Origin of the sequence: Brevundimonas sp., from assembly GCF_032055285.1 — a bacterium.
Classification (GTDB): domain Bacteria; phylum Pseudomonadota; class Alphaproteobacteria; order Caulobacterales; family Caulobacteraceae; genus Brevundimonas.
The window spans coordinates 689,038-713,815 of sequence record NZ_DAMBRE010000001.1 but is presented as its reverse complement, the minus strand read 5'-3'; the positions used below and the strand labels follow the sequence as shown (position 1 = coordinate 713,815).

The 24,778-nt window shown below is 67.9% G+C and carries 27 protein-coding genes; 16 read left to right on the top strand and 11 right to left on the bottom strand.

Going from position 1 to position 24,778, the window contains the following annotated elements:
- Positions 1–150: 150 nt before the first annotated feature.
- Entirely contained in the window at positions 151–1,542 is a 1,392-nt protein-coding gene (gene ahcY, locus RTY13_RS03585; protein WP_312781185.1) for an adenosylhomocysteinase, read from the top strand.
- A gap of 193 nt (positions 1,543–1,735) precedes the next feature.
- Here the strand turns inward: ahcY and RTY13_RS03580 are convergent, their stop codons facing one another.
- Together RTY13_RS03580 and RTY13_RS03575 are read right to left on the bottom strand one after the other, a co-directional pair.
- Positions 1,736–2,857 (bottom strand): hypothetical protein, encoded by a 1,122-nt coding sequence (locus tag RTY13_RS03580; protein ID WP_312781184.1) that lies wholly within the window; start codon positions 2,855–2,857, stop codon positions 1,736–1,738.
- Positions 2,858–2,982: 125 nt separating this feature from the next.
- A complete protein-coding gene (locus RTY13_RS03575) occupies positions 2,983–5,175 on the bottom strand; it encodes a TonB-dependent receptor domain-containing protein (protein ID WP_312781183.1) in 2,193 nt (730 codons plus the stop codon).
- A 148-nt stretch (positions 5,176–5,323) separates the two neighbouring features.
- On the opposite strand from RTY13_RS03575, the gene RTY13_RS03570 reads away from it, so the two are divergent.
- Positions 5,324–5,527, top strand: a complete 204-nt coding sequence (locus RTY13_RS03570) for a twin transmembrane helix small protein (RefSeq protein WP_312781181.1) — start codon at positions 5,324–5,326, stop codon at positions 5,525–5,527.
- An 18-nt stretch (positions 5,528–5,545) separates the two neighbouring features.
- On the top strand, positions 5,546–6,118 hold the full coding sequence (locus RTY13_RS03565) for a cob(I)yrinic acid a,c-diamide adenosyltransferase (RefSeq protein ID WP_312781179.1): 573 nt from the start codon (positions 5,546–5,548) through the stop codon (positions 6,116–6,118).
- A gap of 165 nt (positions 6,119–6,283) precedes the next feature.
- Here RTY13_RS03565 and RTY13_RS03560 read toward each other — a convergent pair whose 3' ends face one another.
- Positions 6,284–6,622 carry a hypothetical protein gene (locus RTY13_RS03560; RefSeq protein ID WP_312781178.1) on the bottom strand — a complete coding sequence of 113 codons (339 nt, stop codon included), beginning with the start codon at positions 6,620–6,622 and terminating at the stop codon, positions 6,284–6,286.
- A 124-nt stretch (positions 6,623–6,746) separates the two neighbouring features.
- On the opposite strand from RTY13_RS03560, the gene RTY13_RS03555 reads away from it, so the two are divergent.
- From RTY13_RS03555 to arfB, 9 genes are all read left to right on the top strand, one after another.
- Positions 6,747–7,511 carry an electron transfer flavoprotein subunit beta/FixA family protein gene (locus RTY13_RS03555; protein WP_312781177.1) on the top strand — a complete coding sequence of 255 codons (765 nt, stop codon included), beginning with the start codon at positions 6,747–6,749 and terminating at the stop codon, positions 7,509–7,511.
- Positions 7,511–8,440 (top strand): electron transfer flavoprotein subunit alpha/FixB family protein, encoded by a 930-nt coding sequence (locus RTY13_RS03550; RefSeq protein ID WP_312781176.1) that lies wholly within the window; start codon positions 7,511–7,513, stop codon positions 8,438–8,440. The genes RTY13_RS03555 and RTY13_RS03550 overlap by 1 nt, the downstream gene beginning before the upstream one ends.
- Before the next feature lie 114 nt (positions 8,441–8,554).
- A complete protein-coding gene (locus RTY13_RS03545) occupies positions 8,555–8,845 on the top strand; it encodes an autorepressor SdpR family transcription factor (protein WP_312781175.1) in 291 nt (96 codons plus the stop codon).
- Positions 8,842–9,222 (top strand): ammonium transporter, encoded by a 381-nt coding sequence (locus RTY13_RS03540; RefSeq protein WP_312781174.1) that lies wholly within the window; start codon positions 8,842–8,844, stop codon positions 9,220–9,222. Before RTY13_RS03545 ends, RTY13_RS03540 begins: the two co-directional genes overlap by 4 nt.
- On the top strand, positions 9,219–9,500 hold the full coding sequence (locus RTY13_RS03535; RefSeq protein ID WP_312781173.1) for a DUF167 domain-containing protein: 282 nt from the start codon (positions 9,219–9,221) through the stop codon (positions 9,498–9,500). Before RTY13_RS03540 ends, RTY13_RS03535 begins: the two co-directional genes overlap by 4 nt.
- 87 nt (positions 9,501–9,587) lie before the next feature.
- A complete protein-coding gene (locus RTY13_RS03530; protein WP_312781172.1) occupies positions 9,588–11,084 on the top strand; it encodes an amidohydrolase in 1,497 nt (498 codons plus the stop codon).
- 3 nt (positions 11,085–11,087) lie between these two features.
- Entirely contained in the window at positions 11,088–12,431 is a 1,344-nt protein-coding gene (locus tag RTY13_RS03525) for an amidohydrolase family protein (protein ID WP_312781171.1), read from the top strand.
- A 179-nt stretch (positions 12,432–12,610) separates the two neighbouring features.
- Entirely contained in the window at positions 12,611–13,069 is a 459-nt protein-coding gene (locus RTY13_RS03520) for a YaiI/YqxD family protein (protein WP_312781170.1), read from the top strand.
- A complete protein-coding gene (gene arfB / locus RTY13_RS03515) occupies positions 13,066–13,467 on the top strand; it encodes an alternative ribosome rescue aminoacyl-tRNA hydrolase ArfB (protein ID WP_312781169.1) in 402 nt (133 codons plus the stop codon). The genes RTY13_RS03520 and arfB overlap by 4 nt, the downstream gene beginning before the upstream one ends.
- A 2-nt stretch (positions 13,468–13,469) precedes the next feature.
- Here arfB and RTY13_RS03510 read toward each other — a convergent pair whose 3' ends face one another.
- The 3 genes from RTY13_RS03510 to RTY13_RS03500 are packed head-to-tail and all read right to left on the bottom strand — an operon-like array spanning position 13,470 to position 16,317.
- Positions 13,470–13,940, bottom strand: a complete 471-nt coding sequence (locus RTY13_RS03510) for a hypothetical protein (protein ID WP_312781168.1) — start codon at positions 13,938–13,940, stop codon at positions 13,470–13,472.
- A 23-nt stretch (positions 13,941–13,963) separates the two neighbouring features.
- Positions 13,964–15,547: a 2-polyprenylphenol 6-hydroxylase gene (gene ubiB / locus RTY13_RS03505; RefSeq protein WP_312781166.1), complete on the bottom strand. Its 1,584-nt coding sequence runs from the start codon at positions 15,545–15,547 to the stop codon at positions 13,964–13,966.
- Positions 15,535–16,317, bottom strand: coding sequence for a class I SAM-dependent methyltransferase (locus tag RTY13_RS03500; protein ID WP_312781165.1), 783 nt, complete (start codon positions 16,315–16,317; stop codon positions 15,535–15,537). The genes ubiB and RTY13_RS03500 overlap by 13 nt, the downstream gene beginning before the upstream one ends.
- A gap of 112 nt (positions 16,318–16,429) precedes the next feature.
- Between RTY13_RS03500 and RTY13_RS03495 the strand changes: the two genes are divergently transcribed.
- Both RTY13_RS03495 and RTY13_RS03490 read left to right on the top strand, forming a co-directional pair.
- Positions 16,430–16,723, top strand: coding sequence for a 4a-hydroxytetrahydrobiopterin dehydratase (locus tag RTY13_RS03495; protein WP_312781164.1), 294 nt, complete (start codon positions 16,430–16,432; stop codon positions 16,721–16,723).
- The gene (locus RTY13_RS03490; protein ID WP_312781162.1) at positions 16,720–17,502 is read left to right on the top strand and encodes an SDR family oxidoreductase; all 783 of its coding nucleotides are present in this window, start codon (positions 16,720–16,722) and stop codon (positions 17,500–17,502) included. Before RTY13_RS03495 ends, RTY13_RS03490 begins: the two co-directional genes overlap by 4 nt.
- A 196-nt stretch (positions 17,503–17,698) precedes the next feature.
- Here RTY13_RS03490 and thrS read toward each other — a convergent pair whose 3' ends face one another.
- The 4 genes from thrS to RTY13_RS03470 all read right to left on the bottom strand — a co-directional run bounded on the left by thrS (position 17,699) and on the right by RTY13_RS03470 (position 21,471).
- Positions 17,699–19,639: a threonine--tRNA ligase gene (thrS, locus tag RTY13_RS03485; protein ID WP_312781160.1), complete on the bottom strand. Its 1,941-nt coding sequence runs from the start codon at positions 19,637–19,639 to the stop codon at positions 17,699–17,701.
- A complete protein-coding gene (yidD, locus tag RTY13_RS03480; RefSeq protein WP_312781158.1) occupies positions 19,636–19,884 on the bottom strand; it encodes a membrane protein insertion efficiency factor YidD in 249 nt (82 codons plus the stop codon). The genes thrS and yidD overlap by 4 nt, the downstream gene beginning before the upstream one ends.
- Before the next feature lie 81 nt (positions 19,885–19,965).
- Entirely contained in the window at positions 19,966–20,436 is a 471-nt protein-coding gene (locus RTY13_RS03475; RefSeq protein WP_312781156.1) for an iron-sulfur cluster assembly scaffold protein, read from the bottom strand.
- A 210-nt stretch (positions 20,437–20,646) separates the two neighbouring features.
- Positions 20,647–21,471 carry a tetratricopeptide repeat protein gene (locus tag RTY13_RS03470; protein ID WP_312781154.1) on the bottom strand — a complete coding sequence of 275 codons (825 nt, stop codon included), beginning with the start codon at positions 21,469–21,471 and terminating at the stop codon, positions 20,647–20,649.
- Between the two features lie 94 nt (positions 21,472–21,565).
- Between RTY13_RS03470 and RTY13_RS03465 the strand changes: the two genes are divergently transcribed.
- The gene (locus tag RTY13_RS03465; protein ID WP_312781152.1) at positions 21,566–22,951 is read left to right on the top strand and encodes a leucyl aminopeptidase family protein; all 1,386 of its coding nucleotides are present in this window, start codon (positions 21,566–21,568) and stop codon (positions 22,949–22,951) included.
- Between the two features lie 79 nt (positions 22,952–23,030).
- Positions 23,031–23,834, top strand: coding sequence for a C40 family peptidase (locus tag RTY13_RS03460; RefSeq protein ID WP_312781150.1), 804 nt, complete (start codon positions 23,031–23,033; stop codon positions 23,832–23,834).
- A gap of 118 nt (positions 23,835–23,952) precedes the next feature.
- Here the strand turns inward: RTY13_RS03460 and RTY13_RS03455 are convergent, their stop codons facing one another.
- On the bottom strand, positions 23,953–24,639 hold the full coding sequence (locus RTY13_RS03455; protein WP_312781149.1) for a cytochrome c family protein: 687 nt from the start codon (positions 24,637–24,639) through the stop codon (positions 23,953–23,955).
- Between the last annotated feature and the right edge of the window lie 139 nt (positions 24,640–24,778).

The following is a 24,778-nucleotide window of genomic DNA, read 5'->3' as shown; positions in this document are numbered from 1 at the left end:
CTCTTAAGAGGGGGTTGCGTAGAAACACGTAGGTCTGACGGTTCGTGTCGCGGCGAATATCATATAAAGACATCCTTATGGCTTGATTGCCCCGACGCGCCGGGCGCGCTATAGCGACGCCTTGAAAATCCCCGCCGCGAGAACCCCTGCATGACCGACTACATCGTTCGCGACATTTCCCTGGCCGATTTCGGCAACAAGGAAATCGCCATCGCCGAAACCGAAATGCCGGGCCTGATGGCTCTGCGCGAAGAGTTCGGCGCCGCCAAGCCGCTGAAGGGCGCCCGCATCGCCGGCAGCCTGCACATGACCATCCAGACGGCGGTGCTGATCCAGACCCTGGAAGCCCTGGGCGCCGAAGTGCGCTGGGCATCGTGCAACATCTTCTCGACCCAGGACCACGCCGCCGCCGCCATCGCCGCCAACGGCACGCCGGTCTTCGCCACCAAGGGCGAGACCCTGGTGGAATACTGGGACTACGCCCACAAGATCTTCGAATGGGCTGACGGCGGCTATCCGAACCTGATCCTCGACGACGGCGGCGACGCCACCCTGCTGTGCGTGCTTGGCCCGAAGGCCGAGAAGGACATTTCGGTTCTGGCGAACCCGCAGAACGAGGAAGAAGAAGCCCTCTTCTCGGTCATGAAGCGTTACATCGCCGAGAAGCCCGGCTTCTACTCGGCGATCCGCGACGCCATCGGCGGCGTGTCGGAAGAGACGACCACGGGCGTGCACCGCCTGTACCAGATGGCCGAGCGCGGCGAGCTGCCTTTCCCCGCGATCAACGTCAACGACAGCGTCACCAAGTCGAAGTTCGACAACCTGTACGGCTGCCGTGAGAGCCTGGTCGACGCCATCCGTCGCGGCACCGACGTCATGCTGTCGGGCAAGGTCGCCGTGGTTTGCGGCTACGGCGACGTAGGCAAGGGCTCGGCCGCTTCGCTGCGCAACGGTGGCGCCCGCGTCATCGTCACCGAAATCGACCCGATCTGCGCCCTGCAGGCCGCCATGGAAGGCTATGAGGTCCAGACCCTGGAAGACGTCGCCGACAAGGCCGACATCTTCGTCACCACGACCGGCAACAAGGACGTCATCCGCGTCGAGCACATGCGCGCCATGCGCAACAACGCCATCGTCTGCAACATCGGCCACTTCGACTCGGAAATTCAGGTCGCCGGCCTGAAGAACTTCAAGTGGGACGAGATCAAGCCGCAGGTCCACCACGTCGAGTTCCCGGACGGCAAGAAGATCATCCTGCTGTCGGAAGGCCGTCTGGTGAACCTGGGCAACGCCACGGGCCACCCGTCCTTCGTGATGTCGGCATCCTTCACCAACCAGACCCTGGCCCAGATCGAACTGTGGACCAACGCCAAGTCCTACGAGAACTCGGTCTACACCCTGCCCAAGCACCTGGACGAGAAGGTCGCCTTCCTCCACCTGGCCAAGCTGGGCGCCAAGCTGACCCAGTTGACCAAGGAACAGGCCGACTACATCTCGGTCCCGGTCGAAGGTCCGTTCAAGCCGGAACACTACCGCTACTAAGACCTGCTGAAGGTCTGGAAACAGAAACCCCGCGTCGTCGCCGGCGCGGGGTTTTTCATTTCCTCCCCATGCCATGGGGAGGTGGATCGGCGGCGCAGCCGACGAGACGGAGGGGCCGCTTTGTTAAAGCGTAGAAGCCCCTCCACCGCTTCGCGGTCCCCCTCCCCATGCCATGGGGAGGAAAGTCGCTGGCTCAGGCCGCGTCGCGCGGGTCGTAGGCGTCGGTCTCGCGGCCCATCAGGCCGGTTTCGAAATCCATGAAGATGTCGATCAGTTCGTCGACCCCGACCGGCGGCGCCTTGGGCCCGAAACGGAAGCGCCAGAAGCTGACGATGTGCTGCACCGCGCCCAGCTGATCGCCCAGCCGCGCGAACAGGGTCGGGGCTTCCAGCAGGAAGTCGCGGAAGGCGATGGGATTGCCCTCGCGCGTCAGCCCCGCATAGGCGTCGTCGTAGTAGCGCAGGGTGCGGCTGACGTCTTCGCAGGTCTTCATGATGCGCCCGCGCAGGACGCCCCGGCCGCGGTCGATATATTCCTTCGCGGCGCGGTCGCTGGGGCCGACGGGCTTCACCGTCCCGACATCGTCGGCGACGTTGACGATGTCGGCCATCAGGCTGGCGAGGGTCCACTTGTAGTAGAGGAAGCCTTTCCAGCAGAAAACGCCCTCCTGGTACTGTTCGGGCTCCAGCCTCAGCGTGGCGCGCAGGGCCTCCAGCCGGTCGCCGGGCGCGTTGGACAGGATCTTCGACGCCATCCGTGCGGTCGATCCCACCGCGGCCACGCCGCCGCCCATGCTGAGCGTGACCAGGGGCTCGATCTCGGCCTGGACGAAGGCCAGCATCTTCTCGAGGTCGGCCTCGCTGAGCGCGAAATAGCAGGGGGCGGCGTCGACCTCGCCGCGCCGCAGCTGTTCGCGCAGCAGGAAGGGGTCCAGCGACGGCAGCTGATCCATCAGCCGCAGCGTCTTCAGGTCGGGGTGGTCGGCGGCGATGCCGAAGGCCTCCTGCATCGCGCGCTCGAAGCCGATCTGGTTGACGAAGACGAACCGGCCGCCGGTCTTCAGGTCGGTGCTGTCGATCGGCACCACCACCTTGGTCGCCACCTGGCGGCGTCCGGGGAAGGAGTCCGTCTCGTTGCGCCGCAGCCGGTGCTTGATGATCAACGAGGTGTTCAGCGCCGGGGTGCGGAACATGGGACGCTCGGCCCAGTCTTCGGTCTCGCCGTGCTCGTCATAGACCTTGAGCAGGTTCAGCACGCGCGCGGTCGAGGCGCTGCGACGCAGGTGTTCCAGATTTCGGACGGCGCGATCAGTCATGGCGGCGAGCTTGCCTGCAAAACATGACTAACGGCTTAGCTGACAAAGAAAGAGGGCCGCCTCACGAAGAGACGGCCCTGTTCAGTTGGGGAGGAAGAGGGGCCAGTTGGCGCGGAAGAAGGGGATCAGAAGGTGGTCGTCACCGACAGCCACAGACGACGCGGTTCCTGATTGTTGGCGTAGAGGTTGGTGTAGGCGATCGCGCCCGTGTTCACATTGCTGACGTAGGAGCCGTAGGAGACGAAGTCCTTGTCGAACAGGTTGTAGATCGCGCCGTTGATCGTGACGGCGTCATTGACCTTGTACGATCCACCCAGGTGGAAGACCTCATAGGCCTTGTAGTCGCCCCAGGTGGCCTTGGCGCGGCTGTTGGCGCTGTCCTCGCTGCGATAGCGCTCGCTGCGATATTCGCCGCGCAGCCACAGGTTCAGACGGTCCGTGGCGTTCCAGCGCAGGCTGCTGTTGAGGATATGCTTGGGCGTGTCCGACAGGGGCAGGCCGGCGTCGTCGCCGCTTTTGATCTCGGTGTCGGTGTAGGTGTAGTTGCCGGTCACGCTCCAGGCCTCGGCCAGGTTCCAGCGGAACGAGGCCTCGAAGCCCTGGGTCACGGCCTCGTCGATGTTGACCGTCTGCGAGAAGGTCTCGACATTCGGCCAAAAGCCGTAGTCGGCGCAGTTGGGCAGGGCCTGCTGGCCGGCGTCATACTGCGGACGCGTCAGGCCGAACGAGCAGTTGTTCAGCGGCTGACCGCTGGCGATCTTGTCGTCGAAGCTGTTGTGGAACAGCGTCAGGCTGGCGCGGAAATTATCCTGGTTGTCGTAGAAGGCCGCCAGTTCGGTCGAGGTCGAGGTTTCCGGCTGCAGGGTCGGGGTGCCGATGGTCGGACGCGTGCCCTGGCCGGTGAAGCCGGTGATGCCGGGAGCGATCTGGTCCAGACGCGGGGTCTTGAAGCCCTGGCTGACGCCGCCCTTCAGGGTCCACTGAGGCGTGGCGTTCCACACCAGATAGGCGCGCGGGCTGATGTGGTCGCCGAAGATGTTGTGCTCGTCATAGCGGGCGCCCAGGGTCAGGGCCAGGCTGTCGGTGAAGCGCCACTCGTCCTCGGCGAACAGGGCCCATTGCTGGTGCTCGTAGGGGGCGGGGGCCACGCCATCGACCATCTCGGCGTCCCAGTACTGGCCGCCGACGGTGAAGGTGTGGTTCTTCCAGCGCGAGAACAGCTTGGTGTCGAAGACGGTGTTGGTCGCCGTCAGGGTGCGCGGGTCGCCGGCCTTGCCGCCGCCGGGCACGTTGGACGGCAGGATGCGGCCCAGGGTCTCGCGCTCGTTGCGCGACAGGCTGGACTGCACCTCGCCGAAGCTCAGGCGCCAGTTGTGCGACAGCACCAGCTCTTCCTGATTGAACTCCATCTCCGGGCCGTAACCCGAGGTGCCCAGGGTGCCGAGTTGGGCCGCCGAGTTGTCGTACCACTGACGCGTGACATCATAGTCCAGCATCAGGTCGTGGTCAGCATGGGGCGTCAGGGTCAGGCGGCCGCCCAGCGACCAGATCTCGTTCTCGACCGGCGAGGGACCCCGCTTGGACACGCCGACTTCCGTGCCGGCGTCGTTGTCATAGGTCAGATCAGAGGCTTCGCGGGTCTGATAGCGGCCGCGCACGGCCATGCCGAGCAGGTCCTTGACCAGGGGGCCGGTGGCGTAGAAGTCGCCACCGTAGATATTGCCGAAGCTGGAGTCTCCCTGAACGGTGGCGTTGGCGCTGGCCGAACCCGTCCAGACGTCGCCGACCTTGCGGGTGATGATGTTGACCACGCCGCCCATGGCGTCAGAGCCATAGAGGGTCGAGACCGGGCCGCGCACGACCTCGATGCGCTCGATGGCCGACATCGGCGGGATGAAGCTGGTCGTGGTCTCGCCGAAGCCGTTCGGGGTGATGGAGCCGGCGGCGTTCTGGCGGCGGCCGTCGATCAGGATCAGGGTGTAGTCCGACGGCATCCCGCGAATGGAGATGTTCAGGCCGCCGGTCTTGCCCGCCGAGGCGCCGACATCGACGCCCTCGATATTGGCCAGGGCCTCGGCCAGGCTCTGATGGCGTTCGCTTTCCAGCTGCTGGCGCGTCAGGACGCTGATCGAGGCGGGGGCCTGGGTGATGCGTTGCTCGAAGCCCGAGGCGGTGACGACGACGTCAGCTACGGTCGTCGTCGCCTGGCGTTGTTCCTCGGTCAGTTCCTCAGCCGCGGCGGCCTGACCCATGGCGAGAACGGCCAGGGCGGAAGCGGCCATGAGGGTCGAGCGGCGAGAAACGGTGAAGAAAGACATGAACAGCCCCGGTTGATTTGCGAGCGCCTCTCAACAGCAAGGGTGGCTCCGTGACAACGGGGGTGTGCGAATAGGTCGCAATCGCGGGGCGGCTTGCAAACCGTTGCGGACGCTGGCGCGCTTCCGAAGCGGGGCCTAGAAGACGGTCATGGAAATCTTCGACATCCTGATCCTCATCGCTATTGCGGCGGTCACCATCACCCTCGGCTTCGGGGTCTATACCCTCTATCGCGGGGGCGACTTCGCGCGCTCCAACTCGAACAAGCTAATGCGCCTGCGCGTCGTGCTTCAGGCCGTGGCGGTGCTGTTGCTGATGGGCGGGATGTGGTGGAAAGCCACGCACGGCGGCTGAACTCAGGGGGCACAGGCTATGGTCACGCTGAACAAGATCTACACCCGCACCGGCGACGGCGGCCAAACCCGTCTGGCCTCGGGCGCGCCCGTGTCCAAGACCGACCTGCGGGTTGAGGCCTATGGGGCGGTGGATGAACTGAACGCCGTCATCGGCCTGGCCCGTCTGAACAGCGGCCAGAACGACCGTATCGACGCCATGCTGGGCCGCATCCAGAACGAGCTGTTCGACCTCGGCGCCGACCTGGGCACGCCGCTGGACCCGGCCCCGAAATGGGAGGCGCTGCGCATCATCGCCTCGCAGGTCGAACGGATCGAGAGCGAAATCGACTGGATGAACGAGAGCCTGAAACCGCTGGACAGCTTCATCCTGTCGGGGGGCTCGCCGCTGTCGGCGCATCTGCATCTGGCGCGCACCGTCTGCCGTCGCGCCGAGCGCGACGCTGTTCGTCTGCAGGAATCGGGCGAGCAGGTGAACCCGGACGCGGTCCGCTACCTCAACCGCCTGTCGGACCACCTGTTCGTCGCCGCACGCCGCGCCAACGCCAACGGCGCCGCCGATATCCTGTGGAAGCCCGGCGCGACGCGCTGAAGTCAGCGCGGACGCCCGTCGTCGTCACCTGCCGTCATCCTCGGGCTTGACCCGAGGATCGAGCGCAGGGCGGGTTCATGCTTGCTGATGTCGCGCAGGCGGACAATCCGATCCTCGGGTCAAGTCCGAGGATGACGGTGGAAGAGGGCGCCGGGTTTCAGAAGCCTACCGCTGAAGGGCTGCGACGCGCGCGCGTTCGGCCTCGGTCGCAGCGTCGCGGGCGCGCTTCTGGGCGCTCAACTGATCCTCGATGGCGACCAGTTCCTTGTTCTTTTCGGCCGAGGCCTCGGCGCGGGTGACGCCGATGGGGCGGCCGGTGATCTCGGCGATCGAGATCGGCTGGGCGCAGATGCGGCTTTCGATGTCGTACCACTTGCCCTGGGCCTCGCAGCGCTCGCCCGGCTCCATCCAGTAGCGCTGGAACACGAAGACGCCGGCGATCATCAGGCTGAAGATGCCGAAGAAGAGGACGCTGAGGCGGCGGATCGTCAGAAAGCGTTTCATACGGGTCTCATAGTGCAAAATTGGGCCGCGGACACGAACAGAGTTCACGTAGCGTTACGTTGACAGGCCGGTTTCCCCGGTCCAATCCCTCGGGCCATATTTCGATGACCAAGTGGATAGGCTCATGAAGGTACTCGTCCCGGTGAAACGGGTGATCGACAGCAACGTCAAGGCCCGCGTCAAGGCGGACCAGACCGGCGTCGACCTGGCCAACGTCAAGATGAGCATGAACCCCTTCGACGAGATCGCCGTCGAAGAGGCCGTGCGCCTGAAGGAAGGCAAGGAACACCATGCCGCGGGCACGGCGACGGAAATCGTCGTCGTCTCCATCGGCGTGACCCAGGCCCAGGAAACCCTGCGTACGGCCCTGGCCATGGGCGCCGACCGCGGCGTTCTGATCCAGTCGGACGTAGACCTGGAGCCGCTGGCCGTCGCCAAGCTGCTGAAGGCGGTCGTGGACGAAGAGAAGCCGGACCTGGTCCTGCTGGGCAAGCAGTCGATCGACGGCGACAACAACGCCGTGGGTCAGATGCTGGCCGCCCTGCTGGACTGGCCGCAAGCCACCTTCGCCGGCAAGCTGGCGATCGACGGCGGCAAGGCTGTGGTGACGCGTGAAGTCGATGGCGGTCTGCAGACCGTTTCGGCCGCCCTGCCGGCCGTGGTCTCGGTCGACCTGCGCCTGAACACGCCGCGCTATGCGTCGCTGCCCAACATCATGAAGGCCAAGAAGAAGGAGATCGCCATGAAGGCGGTCGCCGACTACGGCGTCGATGTCGCGGATCGCCTCAAGGTCCTGAAGGTGACGGAGCCGCCGAAGCGTTCGGCGGGCGTCAAGGTCGCCGACGCGGCCGAACTGGTTTCCAAGCTCAAAGACGCAGGGGTTCTGTAATGGCCGTTCTCGTCATCGCCGACCACGACGGTTCGGCTGTTCGCGACACCACCCACAAGACCGTGACGGCGGCTCTGGCCCTGTCGTCGGACGTGGACGTTCTGGTCCTCGGCAAGGGCGCTCAGGCCGTGGCTGACGCCGCAGCGAAAATCTCGGGCGTGCGCAAGGTCCTGCTGGCCGAGGGCGACGCCGTCGCTCACGGCCTGGCCGAGGCCGTCGAGGCCACCGTCCTGCCGCTGGCCGGGAACTACGACGCCATCCTGACCCCGGCCAACACCGACGGCAAGAACTTCGCCCCGCGTCTGGCCGCCAAGCTGGACGTCGCCCCGATCTCGGACATCGTCGAGGTCGTCTCGGCCGACACCTTCGTGCGCCCGATCTACGCCGGCAACGCTCTCGAGACCGTCCAGTCGGCCGACGCTAAGAAGGTCATCACCGTGCGCCCGACGGCCTTCGCCGCCGCCGCTGAAGGCGGTTCGGCCTCGGTCGAGACCGTCGCCGCCGGCGACGCGCCCAAGACCGCCTTCGTCTCAGAAGAAATGGTCAAGTCGGACCGCCCCGAACTGGGCGCCGCCAAGATCATCGTCTCGGGCGGCCGCGCCCTGGGTTCGGCCGAGGAGTTCCACGCCGTCATGGAGCCCCTGGCCGACAAGCTGGGCGCCGCCATCGGCGCCTCGCGCGCGGCGGTCGATGCGGGCTACGCCCCCAACGACTATCAGGTCGGTCAGACCGGCAAGGTCGTGGCCCCGGCCCTCTACATCGCCATCGGCATTTCGGGCGCCATCCAACACCTGGCCGGGATGAAGGACTCCAAGGTCATCGTCGCGATCAACAAGGACGCCGACGCCCCGATCTTCCAGATCGCCGACTACGGCCTGGTCGCCGACTACAAGACCGCCGTACCGGAACTGATGGCCGCTCTGGGCTGATTGTTCGGACAGTCACGGACTGGGAAGGGCGCGGCGCCATGAGGCCCGCGCCCTTTTCCGTTCTTGTCGAGCGGGTGACTTGATTCAATTTGATAATTAGCTAATTGTCGTATTGTGAGCCAGGTATTCAAAGCCCTTTCCGATCCCACCCGCCGTCGGGTTCTTCAGCTCCTGCGGCGGGGGCCGATGAGCGCTGGCGAGTTGAGTGACTGTTTCGAGGTCTCCAAGCCGACCATGTCCGCCCACTTCAACGTCTTGCGTGAGGCGGATCTGGTGCATGTGGAGAAGATCGGGAAGTCCGTCGTCTATCACCTGAAGCTCTCTGTCCTGGAGGACGCCCTGCTGGGCTTCGTCCATTCCTTTGGCCTCGACGCAGAGGCCCCAGACCGGGAGATCAAGCGATGAAGAAGGAACTGGTGGGTAGCCTCGCCTGGGGGGGCGGCATCCTGATCCTCGCCATTCTGGCCAGCCTGGCGCGCGCACAGGGCCTGATTGATCACGAGACGACCACACGGATCGTGCTCGGGGCGACCGGCTTGATGATCGTCGCCTTTGGCAACCGGATACCGAAGACCTTCGTTCCTTCAGAGGCCGCCAGAAAGGCCAAACGGGTCGCAGGATGGTCCATGGTCCTCAGCGGCATCATCTATGCTGCGGCCTTTGTCTTCGCGCCCATGCAGGCGGCGATCTGGCTCGGCTGCGGCGCAGTGGCGACGGGGATCGCCGTCACCTTCATCTATTGCGCCCGCCAGCGTGACCGCCGACCTGCTAGCTGCGGATGACCGCCCGCCTCGCCATCAAGCTGACGCCCCGCGCCGCCGCCGACCGCATCGACGGCTGGGACGTGGACCCCGACGGCCGCCCGGTGCTCAAGGTCCGCGTGCGCGCCCAGCCTGTGGAGGGCGAGGCCAACGCCGCCCTGACTGCCTTTCTGGCCAAGGTCCTGGGCGTGCCGAAACGGGCGGTGACCCTGGCGCGCGGCGGTCAGTCGCGCCTGAAGATGATCGAGGTCGAGGGGCTGACCGAGACCGAGGTTCGCGACCGCTTGTCCGGCCTCTGACATTCCCCCTTTACGGCGAGGCTGAAGCCCCTTTGTATACGGTCCCATTGTCTGCCTGCCGCATGCGGGCGCGAGGGGGTCTCGCCCATGTTGCTTAACCGTCTGCGGGGCCCGAGCCTCGCTGTCCTCACCTGCGCGCTCGGCGCCCTCAGCCTGTCGGCCTGCGCCACGACTGGCGACGCCAAGCCCAAGACCGAGACGGCCTCGGCCGCTCCGGCGTCCAAGGACCGCACCATGGCCCCGGGCCTGGACGGCTGGGCCAACACCGACCCCTATCCCTCGACCTATCGCGGCCTGCCGCGCGAGAACCTGGCCCTGGTCGGCGCCACGGTCCTGACCGGCACGGGCCAGAAGATCGACGGCGGCGTGGTCATCGTCACCGACGGCCGCATCGCCGCCGTCGGCGGGGCCAACACCCCGGTCCCGGCGGGCCACAAGGTGGTGGATGCGCGCGGCCGCTACGTCACGCCCGGCGTCATCGACATCCACAGCCACCTCGGCGTCTATCCCTCGCCCGGCGTTCAGGGCATGAGCGACGGCAACGAGGCCACCAATCCGAACACGGCCCAGGTCTGGGCCGAGCACTCGATCTGGCCCCAGGATCCCGGCTTCAACACCGCCCGCGCCGGCGGCGTGACCACGCTCCAGATCCTGCCCGGCTCGGCCAACCTGTTCGGCGGCCGCGGCGTGACGGTGCGCAACGTGCCGTCGGTCACCATGCAGGGCATGAAGTTCCCGGGCGCCCCCTACGGCCTGAAGATGGCCTGCGGCGAGAACCCCAGCCGCGTCTATGGCGGCCGCAACACCTCGCCGGCCACCGGCATGGGCAATGTCGCCGGCTATCGCGCCGCCTTCATCGCCGCGCGCGACTACAAGGACAAGTGGGACAAGTGGCGCGAGACCGGTCAGGGCACGCCCCCGACCCGCAACCTGCAGCTGGAGACCCTGGCCGGCGTTCTGGACGGCTCGATCCTGGTCCAGAACCACTGCTACCGCGCCGATGAGATGGCGGTCATGCTCGATGTAGCCAAGGAGTTCGGCTACAAGGTCACCACCTTCCACCACGCCGTCGAGGCCTACAAGATCGCGCCCCTGCTAGCCCGTGAAGGCGTCTGCGCCGCCATGTGGACCGGTTGGTGGGGCTTCAAGATGGAGGCCCTGGACGGCATCGAGGAAAACGCCGCCCTGACCGACGCGCCGCAAGGCTCGTGCGCCGTCATCCACTCCGACGACGCCGAACTGACCCAGCGCCTCAACCAGGAAGTCGCCGCCGCCCTGTCGGCGGGCCGTCGCGCCGGGATGAACATCTCGGAAGAGCACGCCATCAGCTGGATCACCCTGAACGCCGCCAAGTCCATCGGCATCGACAAGGAGACCGGTTCGCTGGAACCCGGCAAGCGCGCCGACGTGGTGATCTGGAGCGCCGATCCCTTCTCGATCTACGCTCGCGCCGATCAGGTCTTCATCGACGGCGGTCTAGCCTTCGACCGGTCCAACCCCGCCTTCCAGCCCGTATCCGATTTCGAACTGGGTCAGCCCGGCTTCGGCCAGTCCGCCGCCGGCGTCGCCCAGGGAGCTCGCTGAACCATGCGCATCCAAACCCTTCTCGCGGGCGCTGTCGCGGCCCTCGCTCTCGCCGGTCCCGCAGCAGCCCAGGACGTCGCCATCACCGGCGGTCGCATCCTGACCGGCGCCTCGGTGATCGAGAACGGCACGGTCGTCGTGCGCAACGGCCGCGTCGTCTCGGTCGGAACCGGCGCGGCCCCGGCCGGGCTGCGCACCATCGACGCGCGCGGCAAGATCGTGACGCCGGGCTTCGTCGCCGTGGATTCCGGCCTCGGCGGTTCGGAAGTCGGCTCGGTGCGCGGCTCCAACGACCTGTCGAACAACGCCAACACCCTGAGCGCGGCCTTTGACCTGTCCTACGGCCTGGACCCCTGGTCCTTCACCCTGCCGGTCGCCCGCCTCGGCGGCGTCACCCGCGCCGTGGTCACGCCCCAGCACGCGGGTTCGGGCGGCGGCCACAGCCATGACGACAGCGACTTCGCCGGGGCCGGTCACGGCGGCTATCAGTCGCCGGGCCTGTTCGCAGGGCAAGCGGCGGTCATCAAGCTGGGCGGCGCCGACATCCTGGTGAAGCCGCGTGTGGCCATGGTCGCCCCCTTCGGCGAGGCGGGCAAGGGCGTGGCCGGAGGCGCGCGCGGGGCCGAGTTCGTCCTGTTCAAGGAGACCCTGGCCGAGGTCCGCCTCTACGCCCGCAACAAGGCCGCCTATGATCGCGCCGCCCTGCGCGACCTGTCGCTGTCGCGCGCCGACCTCGAGGCCCTGATCCCGGTGGCCAACGGCTCCATGCCGCTGATCGTCAGCGTCAACCGCGCCTCTGACATCCAGCAGGTCCTGCGTCTGGCTAGAGAGGAAGGCGTCAAGGTCATTCTCGACGGCGCCGCCGAGGGCTGGTTGGTCGCTGGTGAGATCGCGGCGGCCAAGGTCCCGGTCCTGCTGCATCCGATCACCAACCTGCCCGGCAATTTCGAGATGCGGGCGGCGCGGATGCAGAACGCGGCGGCGCTGAACGCGGCGGGCGTGGTCATCGCCATCAAGGGCAATGAGGGCTCGACCCACCGCGCCCGCGACATCCGCTACAACGCCGGCAACGCCGTCTCGCACGGCCTGCCCTTCGCGGCGGCCATCCAGGCGATCACGGTCAACCCGGCCCGCATCTTCGGTTTCGACGGCCAGTTCGGCGAGCTGAAGCCGGGCGCGGCGGGCGACGTCGTGGTCTGGTCCGGCGATCCGCTGGAGCCGCTGAGCCAGCCCTCGGCCGTCTTCATCGACGGCGTGGAGCAGCCGCTTCAGGCCCGCAACCTCTTGCTGCGCGATCGCTACCGCAGCGGCGGCGAAGGGGCCATGCCGGTGGCCTATCCGCAGTAGGGCATAGTTTTCCTCCCCACTCTGTGGGGAGGGGGACCGCGAAGCGGTGGAGGGGCTTCTCGCCAAGCTCGACCGAGCCCCTCCGTCTCGTTGGCTGCGCCGGCGATCCACCTCCCCACAAAGTGGGGAGGAGAAAGCGCTCTCTTCTCGCCGCTAGCGCGACACGTCATAAGACGTCCATGCCCAGCACCCTCTACATCGACGCCGACGCCTGCCCCGTGAAGGAGGAGGTCTATCGCGTCGCCCGCCGCTATGGGCTCAAGGTCTTCGTCGTGTCGAACGCCTGGATCAACGTCCCCCGCGAGGCCCTGATCGAACAGGTGGTGGTCGACGCCGGCCCCGACGTGGCCGACGACTGGATCGCCGAGCGGGCGACCACGGGCGACATCGTCGTCACCGCGGACATTCCCCTCGCCGACCGCTGCCTGAAATCCGGCGCCCAGGCGCTGAAGTCCAACGGCCAACCCTTCACCCCCGACTCCATCGGTTCGGCCCTGGCCGGGCGGATGGTGGGCGAGCATCTGCGCTCGATAGGCGTGGCCACCAGCGGCCCTCCGCCCTTTTCGGCCGCCGACCGCTCGCGCTTCCTTCAGGCCCTGGACACGGCGGTCGTCCGTGCACGGAAGATGGCGCCATGAACCGGATTCCCGAGGATGAGCTGGAGTTCCGCTTCTTCCGTTCCGGCGGACCGGGCGGGCAGAACGTCAACAAGGTCGCGACCGCCCTGCAGATGCGGTTCGACGTCAAGAATTCGCCTAGCCTGACCGAGCCGGTCAAGGCGCGGCTGATGAAGCTTGCGGGCAGTCGCCTGACCCTGGACGGGATCATCCAGATCACCGCCGTCCGCTTCCGCACCCAGGAACGCAACCGCGCCGACGCCATCGCGCGGCTGGAGGAGATGGTGGCCGAGGCCTCGATCAAGCCGGTCTATCGCGTGCCGACCCGCCCGACGCGGGCATCCAAGGAGCGACGACTTCAGGCCAAATCCACCCGCTCGACCATCAAGAGCGGACGGGGCAAGCCGTCGCTGGACTGAGGTCAGTCGCCCTGAGCGGGACGATAGAGGAGGGCCGCAATCCGGTCTTCGTCGTCAAAGGCGATGACCCAGTCGGTGGCCTGTTTCTCGAAGACGACGCGGAACAGGTCGGCGCCGTCCTGCTGGCCGCGATGTTCAATCGCCTGGATCGCGCCCAGGGCCCGCACGCGCGGCGCGAACTCAGCGGCGCGGCCGCGGATCTGTTCGGCAAGGCCGGGACTGAACACTGAATAATCGATCTCGTCGGACTGCAGGGAGCCGATGACGGCGCGCAGGGCTTCTTGCGCCCTGACAATATCCGGGGCCTGTTTGGACAAGGGCAGGGGCGGGCCGGTTCGCGTCTGGACCTCGGCGGGCACGGCGTCCGGCTCGCCAAAGCTGTTGGGCAGGGTGGCCGCCGCCGTCTGCGCCGTCACAGGCAGGGCCAGCAGACTCGCGCCCATCACGGCGGCGACGAGGATCGGGGTCTTCATAGGCGGCAGGCTCCGAAGAAACGTCAGGAGACGATCATCGGCCAGAGTGTCAGGACCAAGGCGGCGACCGAGGCACAGACGGCGACGGTGACGGCGGCGACCACCCAGGGCCGGGTTCCGGCCTTCTCGATCACCAACGTCTGAGATTGCGGCGGGTTCTGCGCCAGATGCGACAGAGCCTTCAGCGTGGCGAGCGCCTCCTCGATCGTCTCCTTGATCTGGGCCTGCGGACCCAGTTCGCGCTTGATCCAGCGCTCGACCACGGGCTTGGCGGCCTCCCACAGGTCGTGGTCGGGGTTGAGGCGGCGGGCGACGCCCTCGACCGAAACCATGGTCTTTTGCAGCAGCACCAGTTCGGGTCGCATATGCATGTCGAACAGGGCGGTGATTTCGAACAGCTGGCCCAGAAGCCGGCCCATCGACACCTGGCTGGCCTGACGGCCGATGACCGGCTCGCCGACCGCACGCAGGGCCTGGGCGAAGGTGTCGACCGAGTGGTGCGGCGGCACGTAGCCAGCCTCGAAATGGACGCGGCTGATGCGGTCGTAGTCGCGGCTGATGAAGCCCCACAGGATCTCGGCCAGGTAGCGCCGCTCGGCCGGACCCAGGCGACCGACGATGCCGAAGTCGATGGCGGTGACCTGGGCCGGAGCATCTGCGAACAGATTGCCCTCGTGCAGGTCGGCGTGGAAGACGCCGTGGTCCAGGGCCTGGACCAGGAAGCCGCGCACCACCTTGTCGGCTAGGGCGTCCTTGTCGAGGCCGGGCAGGGTCTCCAGAGCCGGGTCGGTCATCGGCAGGCCGTCGGCCCATTCCAGCGTCAGCACCCGCTTGCCGACCCCGTCCCAGACGATGGCGGGGGCCGACATATAGCCGTCCTTGGCCATGACCTCGGCCAGCTCGGAGGCGGCGGCGGCTTCCAGCCGCATGTCCAGCTCCAGCGACAGGGCGCGGGCGATGATCTCGACGAAGGCCTGGGGCTCCAGCCGCCGGGCGGGTTCGACGAACTTCTGCACCAGCTTGGCGCCCAGACGCATGGAATCCAGACCGCGCGCCACGCGGCGTTCGACGCCGGGGCGCAGCACCTTGACCGCCACCTTGCGGCCGTCGGCCAGATATGCGGGATGGGCCTGGGCCAGAGAGGCGGCGGCGACAGGGGCGCCCAGATCGCGGAACAGGCTCTCGACCGGGCGGCCCAGCGAGCGCTCGATCTCGGCGCGGGCCTCGTCCAGCGGGAAGGGCGGCAGCTTGTCCTTCAGCCGACCCAGATCCTGAGCGAACTGGATGCCGAAGATGTCGGCGCGGGTGGCCAGCACCTGACCCAGCTTGATGGCCACGGGGCCGAGGTGCTCGAAGGCTTGCCCCACGCGCTGACCGGGACGACCGGCGCGATGCTTGCGGCTGGCCGTCATCTGCACCAGCCGCGCGAAGGGGCGGGTCCAGGCGGGCAGAAGCGGATTGACCTCGCGCGGGATCAGGGCGTCATGGCGCGCCAGCACCCAGCCCCAGCCGATCAGGCGGAGCGTCGCGCCCAGCGGATCGCGGACCGGTTCCGGCGTCGGCGGGGGCGGCGGGGTCTTGACGGACAGCCGGCTCAGATCGCCCACCCGTGGTGGATGGCCGCGATCCCGCCCGACAGGTTGGTGACGCTGACGCGGCTGAAACCGGCGTCCTCGATCATGCGCTTGAAGGTCGACTGGTCGGGGAAGCGACGGATGCTCTCGACCAGATACTGATAGCTGTCGCGGTCCTTGGCGACCCATTCGCCGATGCGCGGAATGGCGTGGAAGGACCAGGCGTCATAGGCCTTGCGCAGGGCGCCGGTCGTGGGGTGCGAGAACTCCAGGCAGATGAAACGGCCGCCCGGCTTCAACGCCCGGCGCGCCTCCTTCAACGCCCCCGCCACGTCCGAGACGTTGCGGATGCCGAAGCTGATCGAATAGGCGTCCAGGCAGGCGTCGGGGAAGGGCAGGTTCATGGCGTCGCCGACGCCCCAGGCCATCTCGGGCTCGCCGCCCTTGGCCACGCCGTTCAGGATCATCTCGGCGTTGTAGTCCATGACGATGACGGTGGCGTCCTCGCCCCCGCGACGCTGCTGGGCCGCGCGCGCCATCCTGGAATAGCGCCGCGCCATGTCGCCCGTGCCGCCGGCCATGTCGAGAATGACCTCGCCCGGACGCGCGTTCAGCTTGGCCGCCGTGGCGTCCTTCCAGAGGCGGTGCACGCCTGCGCTCATCAGGTCGTTCATCAGGTCGTAGTTGGACGCGACGGAGTTGAAGACCCCGCGCACCATCTGAACCTTTTCCTTCGCGTCCACGTCGCGGAAGCCAAAGGAGGAGGTCTTGCCGGAGGAGGGGGAGGGATCGGCCTGGGTCATGACAGGGGGTGTAACGCCTCATGTGCGCGGCGTCATCCGGGGAAGCGTCGCAGACACGGCTTGTCGCCTCCTCGGGGCCGCGATACGCCTGAACAAAATCAAGGAGACGCCCATGACCGCCCTCGACGTCAACGCCGTGCTTCAGGGCCTGCCCGACTGGCGCCGCGCCGACGACCCGCGCCCGGCCATCGCCCGCTCGCTGCGCTTCAAGGATTTCAACGCTGCCTTCGGCTTCATGACCCGCGTCGCCCTGCTGGCGGACAAGGCGGACCACCACCCCGAATGGTCGAACGTCTACAACCGGGTCGAGGTGTTGCTGACCACCCACGACGCGGGCGGGGTGACCGAGCGGGACGTCGCCATGGCCCGCTTCATCGACGAGGCCGTCAAAGGTCAGGTCGAATGAGCGGCCGGGTTGCCGACAAGGCCGCCCTCATCACCGGGGCGGCGGGTGGGCTGGGCCAGGCCATGGCGCGGATGCTGGTCAAGGAAGGCGCCAGGGTCGCCGTCTCCGACCGCGACCTGAATGGCGCCAAGGCTCTGGCCGACAGCATCAACGCCGAGCATCCCGGTTCGGCCTTCGCCTATGAGCATGACGTGACGCGCGAGGACGACTGGGGCCGCGTGGTCGCCGCCGCCGCCGAGGACATGGGCGGCCTGTCCATACTGGTGAACAACGCGGGCATCGGCGGCAGCTTGCTGTGGGCCGAGCAGGACACGCTGGAGAACTGGCGGCTGGTTCAGGCGGTCAACCTGGAATCCGTCATGCTGGGCTGCAAGCACGCCATGCCGCACCTGCGGGCCTCAGGCGCGGGCTCCATCGTCAACATCTCGTCTATCGCGGGGCTGGCGGCGGCGCCGGGCATGGGGGCCTACAACGCCACCAAGGCGGCGGTCTGGCTCTACACCAAGACGGTGGCGCTGGAGGCGGCCAAGGCGGGCTGGAACGTGCGCGCCAACTCGGTCCATCCGGTCTTCATCAAGACGCCGATCCTCGACCCCTTCGTCGCCATGGCCGGCGGCGACGAGACGACGGCGCACGAAAAACTGGCGCGCGGCATCCCCTTGAAGCGCATCGGCGAGCCGGACGACGTGGCGTATTGCGTCCTCTACCTGGCCTCGGACGAGTCCAAGTTCGTGACGGGGGCTGAGTTCAAGATCGACGGGGGGATGACGGCGCAGTGACCTAAACCCCGCTCATCCCCGCGGAGGCGGGGACCCAGCAAGAGCTTCACGCGCTGAGGCTTGAATAGGTTTCGTGGCTATCGGCGACCGAAACGCTTGTAGCCAAAGCACTGGGTCCCCGCCTCCGCGGGGATGAGCGGATCAGTATGGCCCCAACGAAAAACGCCCCGGCCTTTCGACCGGGGCGTTGTCATCTTCAGGCCTGACCGTCGCGGATGCGCTTCAGGTCCGGCGCCAGGGCCTCGTCGGTCAGGATGGCGATGGCCTCCTCGACGGTGACGATGGTCTGGGCCTGGCTGCCCAGGCGGCGGATGGCGACCTTGCCTTCCTCGGCCTCCTTGCGGCCGACGACGGCGATGGCGGGCACCTTGCCGACCGAGTGTTCGCGGATCTTGTAGTTGATCTTCTCGTTGCGCAGATCGATCTCGGTGCGCAGGCCCGCGGCGCGGAACTTGGCGACGACTTCTTCGGCATAGCCGTCGGCGTCCGAGGTGATGGTGGCCACCACGGCCTGGGTCGGCGCCAGCCACAGGGGGAAGGCCCCGGCGTAGTTCTCGATCATGATGCCGATGAAGCGCTCGAACGAGCCCAGGATCGCGCGGTGCAGCATGACCGGGCGGTGCTTCTGGCCGTCCTCGGCGATGTAGGTCGCGTCCAGACGGTCCGGCAGGACATAGTCCAGCTGGATCGTGCCGCAGGTCCATTCGCGGCCGATGGCGTCCTTGACGATGAAGTCCAGCTTGGGCGCGTAGAAGGCGCCGTCGCCCTCGGCGATGACCGGTTCGACCCCCGCGGCGCGGGCCGCCTCGGCCATCTGGGCCTCGGCCTTGTCCCAGAACTCATCCGATCCGGCGCGGACGTCGGGACGGGTGGCCAGGTTGATGTAGGCCGTCTCCATGCCGAGGTCGGCGTGGACGCTCTTGGCCAGCTTGATGAACTCGGCCGTCTCATCGACGATCTGGTCCTCGCGGCAGAAGATGTGGGCGTCGTCCTGGGTGAAGCCGCGCACGCGCATCAGGCCGTGCAGCGAACCCGACGGCTCATAGCGGTGGCAGGCGCCGAACTCGGCCATGCGCAGCGGCAGTTCACGATAGGAGCGCTGGCCCTGATCGAAGATCTGCACGTGGCCGGGGCAGTTCATCGGCTTGAGCGAAAGGGTCTCGCCCTCCACCGTCTCGCAGACGAACATGTTGGGACGGTACTTCTCCCAGTGGCCCGAGGCTTCCCAGAACTTGCGATCCAGAACCTGCGGCGTCTTGACCTCGACATAGCCGGCGGCGTCCAGACGGCGGCGCATATAGGCCTCCAGCACGCGCCACAGGACCCAGCCCTTGGGGTGCCAGAAGACCATGCCGCGGCCCTCTTCCTGCATGTGGAAGAGTTCCATGGCGCGGCCCAGCTTGCGGTGGTCGCGCTTCTCGGCTTCCTCGATGCGCAGCAGATAGGCGTCCAGGTCGGCCTGGGTCGCCCAGGCCGTGCCGTAGATGCGCTGCAGCTGGGCGCGACTGGAATCCCCGCGCCAGTAGGCGCCGGCCAGCTTGGTCAGCTTGAAGGCCTTGCCAACGAATTTCGTCGTCGGGAAGTGTGGTCCCCGGCACAGGTCGGCCCATTCGCCCTGCTTGTAGACGGTGATGGTTTCCGTGCCCGGCAGGTCGCGGATCAGTTCGGCCTTGTAGGTCTCTCCGATCTTTTCAAAGTGGGCGATGGCCTCGTCGCGGTCCCAGACCTGGCGTTCCAGCGGGGCGCCCCGGTCGATGATCTCGCCCATCTTCTTTTCGATCTTGGCGAAGTCGTCGGTCGAGAAGGGCTCGTCGCGGGCGAAGTCGTAATAGAAGCCGTCCTCGATGGCCGGGCCGATCGTGACCTGGGTGCCGGGGAAGAGCTCCTGCACCGCCTGGGCCAGGACGTGGGCGGCGTCGTGACGGATGGTCTCCAGCGCCTCGGGATCGTCGCGCATCAGAAGGCGGAAGTCGCCGTCGCCCTCGATGACGCGGTCCAGGTCGCGCTGCTCGCCGTTCCAGACGACCAGGGCCGCCTTCTTGGCCAGCGAGGGCGAGATGGCGGCGGCCACGTCGCGGCCCGTCGAGCCGGCCGGATACTGACGCACGGCGCCGTCGGGGAATTTCAGTTCGATCATGACGGTCGTTCTTTTTCGGTCTTGGCGGGCGGCACGGGATCATAGCCCGAACCGCCGAAGGGATGGCATTTACAGAGACGGCGCACGGTGAGCCATCCCCCCCGAACCGGACCGTGCTGGATCAGGGCGTCGCGCCCATAGTCCGAACAGGTCGGCAGAAACCGGCACGACTGGCCGAAGAAGGGGGACAGCGTGACCTTGTAGCCCCGATGGGCCGCGCGGACGCTGCGTTCGTAGAGAGACATCTGTCCCTTCGCCGGGGGCTCTGTTTCGGGTTCGCGCCGCTTATCCCTCTTCATCGCAGGGGGATCAACCGGACGAAGCCTTCAGGCCGCGCCGGCGAGGCGAGTTCGCGTATCGCTGTGGTGTTTCGCCAACGCCTGATTGACGGCGTCGAGCGTGGCTTCCAGCGCCACCATGGTCGAGGCGTAGCGCGCCGGATAGTCGGCGACCTGTTTGAGAACCCGCAGCCCTTCGAAGCGGCCCGCGGGGCCTTCGCCGCCGGATTTCAGCATGGCCAGCATGGCGTCGCGGGCTTCCGCGATCTCCGACGCCGAGGCGCCGAGGATGCTCTCGCCGACCACGCCCGCCGCCGCCTGACCCAGGGCGCAGGCCTTCACCGTCTGGGCGAAGTCGCTGATGCGGCCCTCGTGGTCCAGCGTCACGTCGACGATGGCCTTGGACCCGCACAGCTTGGCGACGCGCTCGGCGCTGCCTTGCGGCTCAGCCAGCCGCCCGCTGTGCGGCAGGTTGGCAGCCAGCGACAGGATACGCGCGCTGTAGAGGTCGTCGATCATGGGCGGAAGATAGGGCTTTCGGACCAGAGAGAGAAGAGCACAACGCCTCTCCCTCCCCTTCATGGGGAGGGTGGTCGCGAAGCGACCGGGTGGGGAGGGCGTGGCGAAATGGGACGCAGGGGCTGTCTTGCCTTGCCGCCCCCACCCGACTTCGGCCTGACGGCCTCAGCCACCCTCCCCCAAGTGGGAGGGAGAGGTGTGCGCTTGTCTTTATCCGCCCTGAACCGAGGACCAGGTGCGGGCCGATCCGGCAGCTTCAGGCGCCGCGACGGGCGCGGCGGCAGACGCCGCCGTCGCCCGCTCCGCCAGCCAGCGCAGGTTGGCGTCAGCCACTTCGGGCGGCAGGTCGCGGCGCAGGATCTGTTCAGCCTCGGCGGTCTTGCCCTGCAGGCCTAGCGACAGAGCCAGGTTTTGACGCACCTTCAGGGTGGCCGTCGGCTGGGCGGCGGCGCGGCGTAGCAGGATTTCAGCCGAGGGCGCGTCGCCTTCGCCCATGCGGGCGATGGCGGCGTTGGTCAGGACGTCGGGATTATCGGGCGACAGGCGCAGGGCCTCGGTCCAGGCCGATTTGGCGTCGTCGGGGCGGCGCACCTGCTGATAAGCCACGCCCAGCAGCGACAGGGGGCGCCAGTCGCGCGGGGCGGCGGCGCGGGCCTGTTCCAGCGCCGCGATGCCGTAGAAGGCCTGACCCCGCGCGATATGGGCGCGGCCAACCTCCAGCATGGCGTCCAGATTGGCGGGCTGGACGGTGAGGACGCCCTGTGCGGTCTCGGCGGCCTGATCGAACTGGCCCAGTTCGCGCAAGGCCTGCGCCATCTTGACCCCGGCGACCGGGTCCATCGGATTGATCTGCTGCTCCTGGGCCCAGAAGACCGAGCGGTTGAGGGCGTCGGCGCGGTCATAGCTGGCGCGCGTCGCCGCGTCGGCGGGCTGACGGGCGACCGCTGCGGGCGGGGGCGTTTGCGCCGTGGCGGCGCCCGACAGGCCCATAAGTGCCAGCGTCATGGTTGCGGCGGCGGCGGCGGTGCGCGACATGGAGAGGGTCCGGACGGTTTCCTGCGGCCCCAGCGTCGCCCCTCCGGGTCAAGGTTTGGTTAATCGGCCTTTAAGGGCTGGAAAGGCTCGTCCCATGTCCGTGGTTCACTCCGACCTGCTGATCGTCGCTTCCGACACCGCGCGCCCGGTGCGCGTGGTCATTCAGGGGCAGGCTCTGACCGGCAAGGCGGCCGTCTGGGCCGAGGCGAATAGCTTCACCGGCAAGGCGGGCCAGCTGCTGATAGTCCCCGGCGACGACGGCGCCGCGTCTGAGGCCCTGTTCGGCGCGGGCGAGGTCTTCGAGCCGATGAGTGCGCGGTCGCTGCCGACGCGCCTGCCCGCCGGCGACTGGCGCCTCGACGGCGTGGACGGCGAGGCGGCGTCCCAGGCCGCTTTGGCCTTCGCCCTCGGCGGCTATCTATTCGACCGCTACAAGGCCCGGCCCGAACGCGGCCGCGCTCGCCTGGTCGCCCCGGCGGGTCTCGACCTGACCGAGACGCTGAACATCGCCGCCGCCGCCGCCCTGGCCCGCGAGATGGTCGACACCCCCGCCGCCGACATGGGGCCGCTGCAGATCGAGACCATCGCGCGCGAGATCGCCCAATCGGCGGGCGCAAGCCTGACCGTCACCACCGGCGACGCCCTGCTGGAGGAAAACTATCCCGCCGTCCACGCCGTCGGCCGCGCCGCCGCCCCGCACCGCGCCCCGCGCGTGCTGGAGATCGGCTGGAAGCTGGATCAGACCGACCTGCCGCTGGTGGCCCTGGTCGGCAAGGGGGTGGTGTTCGACACCGGCGGTCTGGACCTCAAACCCGCCGCCGGGATGCGCAATATGAAGAAGGACATGGGCGGCTCGGCCCATGCTCTGGCGCTCGGCCGTCTGATCATGCAGGCCGACCTGCCCGTGCGTCTGGTGGTGCTGGTCGCCGCCGTCGAGAACGCGGTCTCCGCCGACGCCTTCCGCCCCGGCGACATTCTGAGCAGCCGCAAGGGTCTGACCATCGAGATCGGCAACACCGACGCCGAAGGCCGCCTGATCCTGGCCGACGTCCTGACCCGGGCGGGCGAACACAATCCCGACCTGACCTTGGACTTCGCCACTCTGACGGGAGCGGCGCGCATGGCGCTGGGCCCCGAGCTGCCGCCCCTCTACACCGACGACGAGGCCCTGGCCGAGGGCGTCCTCAGCGCGGGGCGGGCGGTCGGCGATCCCCTGTGGCGCATGCCCTTGTGGGCCGGCTATCGCGCCTCGCTGGACAGCGAGATCGCTGATGTCCGCAATGATTCCGCCGCCTGGGCCCAGGCCGGGTCGGTGACGGCGGCGCTCTTCCTGCAGAAATTCGCGCCGACGACCGGTTCGTGGGCCCATATGGACATCTTCGCCTGGAACCCGCGCGCCCAGCCGGGGCGCCCGGAAGGCGGCGAAGCCCAGGCCCTGCGCGCCTGCTACCGCTACCTGCGCGACCGATTCTCCAAATAGCAAAGGCTGTTAACGCCCGATTTGGCTTCGGCGTTTACATATGACGGTTCACCCGCGTGAACCGACGCCGAGGCCCTGTTTGTCCGACCTTCTGGCCCTTCTCCCGCCCGGCCCGCCTCTGATCCTTCGGGACGGAGAGCGGATCGTGCTGGCCGAACAGGCGCTGGAAGGCTTGATGCCGGCCGAGGCCTATGTGCGGCCCGAGGCCATGCATTGCCGTGTCCCCGTTGCGGACATCCTGTCGGACGCGGATCAGCGTATCGACCAGTTGCTGCACGGCGAGGCCTTCGACATCCTGCACCATCAGGGTGACCGCGCCTGGGGCCGCGCGCGCCGCGACGGCGTCGTCGGCTGGATCGCGCTGGACGTCTTGTCGCCCGGCGCGCCCCTGGCCACGCGCCGCGTTTCCTCCGTTTCCGCCGCCCTGCCGCTGAACGCCCTGGTCGGCGAGGCCGCTGACGGCGTCAGCGAGGCCGATCTTCAACCCGTCGGCGACTTCGAGCGCGAGCCGGTGGCCGTGGCCGAGCGCCTGCTGGGCCGTCCGCACGCCCTGGGCGCCCGTTCCTCGTTCGAGACCGATTGCTCGGGCCTGGTGCAGCAGGCGCTTCTGGCCTGCGGCCTGCCCGGCCCGCGTCGTTCCGACGCCCAGGCCGACCTCGGTCGTCCCATCGCGCGTGCAGAGGCCCAGCGCGGAGATCTGGTCGTCTGGATGGCCCCGAACCGCGACCACGACTGGACCGGCCACTCGGCCATCATGGTCGACGCCGATCAGGTCATCCACGCGACCGGCGTGCGCGGCGGCGTGGTCGTCGAAGCTCTGGCCGAGGTCGAGGCCCGCCTGGCCGGCGAAGGTTTCGCTACGGCCGTCTTCCGCCGGATCTAAGTCTCAATAGATATCCCGCTCATCCCCGCCTCCGCGGGGATGAGCGGACATGAGGGGGCCAAACGCAGAAAAGGCGGCCCGAAGACCGCCTTTCCCAATCATTCGACTGTTGTCGCCCTTAGGCGGCGGGCATCGCAGGAGTCGCCGCCGGAGCGGCTGGAGCCGCGCCTTCCGCCGCCGGAGCCGCAGCGCCTTCGGCCGGAGCGGCCGCCGCGTCAGCCGCCGGAGCCGCCGCTGCCGCGCCCGGTTGGCGGGCCGGGTCCGAGGCCGGGATGGCGAAGCCGCCCGAGCCCTGGGTGCGCAGCCAGGCGATCAGGTTGATGCGGGTCTTTTCGTCGCGGATGCCGGCGAAGGACATCTTGGTGCCCGGGACATAGCGGCCCGGGGCGGTCAGGAAGTGGTCGATCTCGTCATAGCCCCAGGTCGGGGCCTCGGCCTTGTGCTTGGACATGGCGTCCGAATAGGCGAAGCCGGCGCGGTGCATGACCGGGCCGCCGAGGACGCCGTTCAGGTTGGGGCCGATGCCGTCGGCGCCGCCCGCGTTGGCGGTGTGGCAGGCCTGGCAGCGCGCGAAGGCGGCTTCACCGGCGGCCAGGTCGGCGGTCGGCAGGACCGTGCCCCAGTCGATCGGCAGGGCGGCGGGCTCGGCGCCCGCGGATTCTTCCGGCGCGTCCACAAAGTAGCCCATCTTTTCAGGCTGCTTGGTGTGATACACCATGCCCGAAACCTGCTGGACCACCAGGATCACAAAGGCGGTGCCCAGGCACGCGCCCATAATCTTGTTCCACTTCAGATCGCCGCTCATGCGCGTCGTCGCTTCCCGTCTCTAATGAGCCCCCCAACCGCGAAGCGGCCTCAGGCATATTCTTGCGTCGGCGTCTCTGACACGCTAGCGCGACCTTCGCAACCGGCCCGGGCGCTTCCGGGCGCCTCAGGACGTCGTC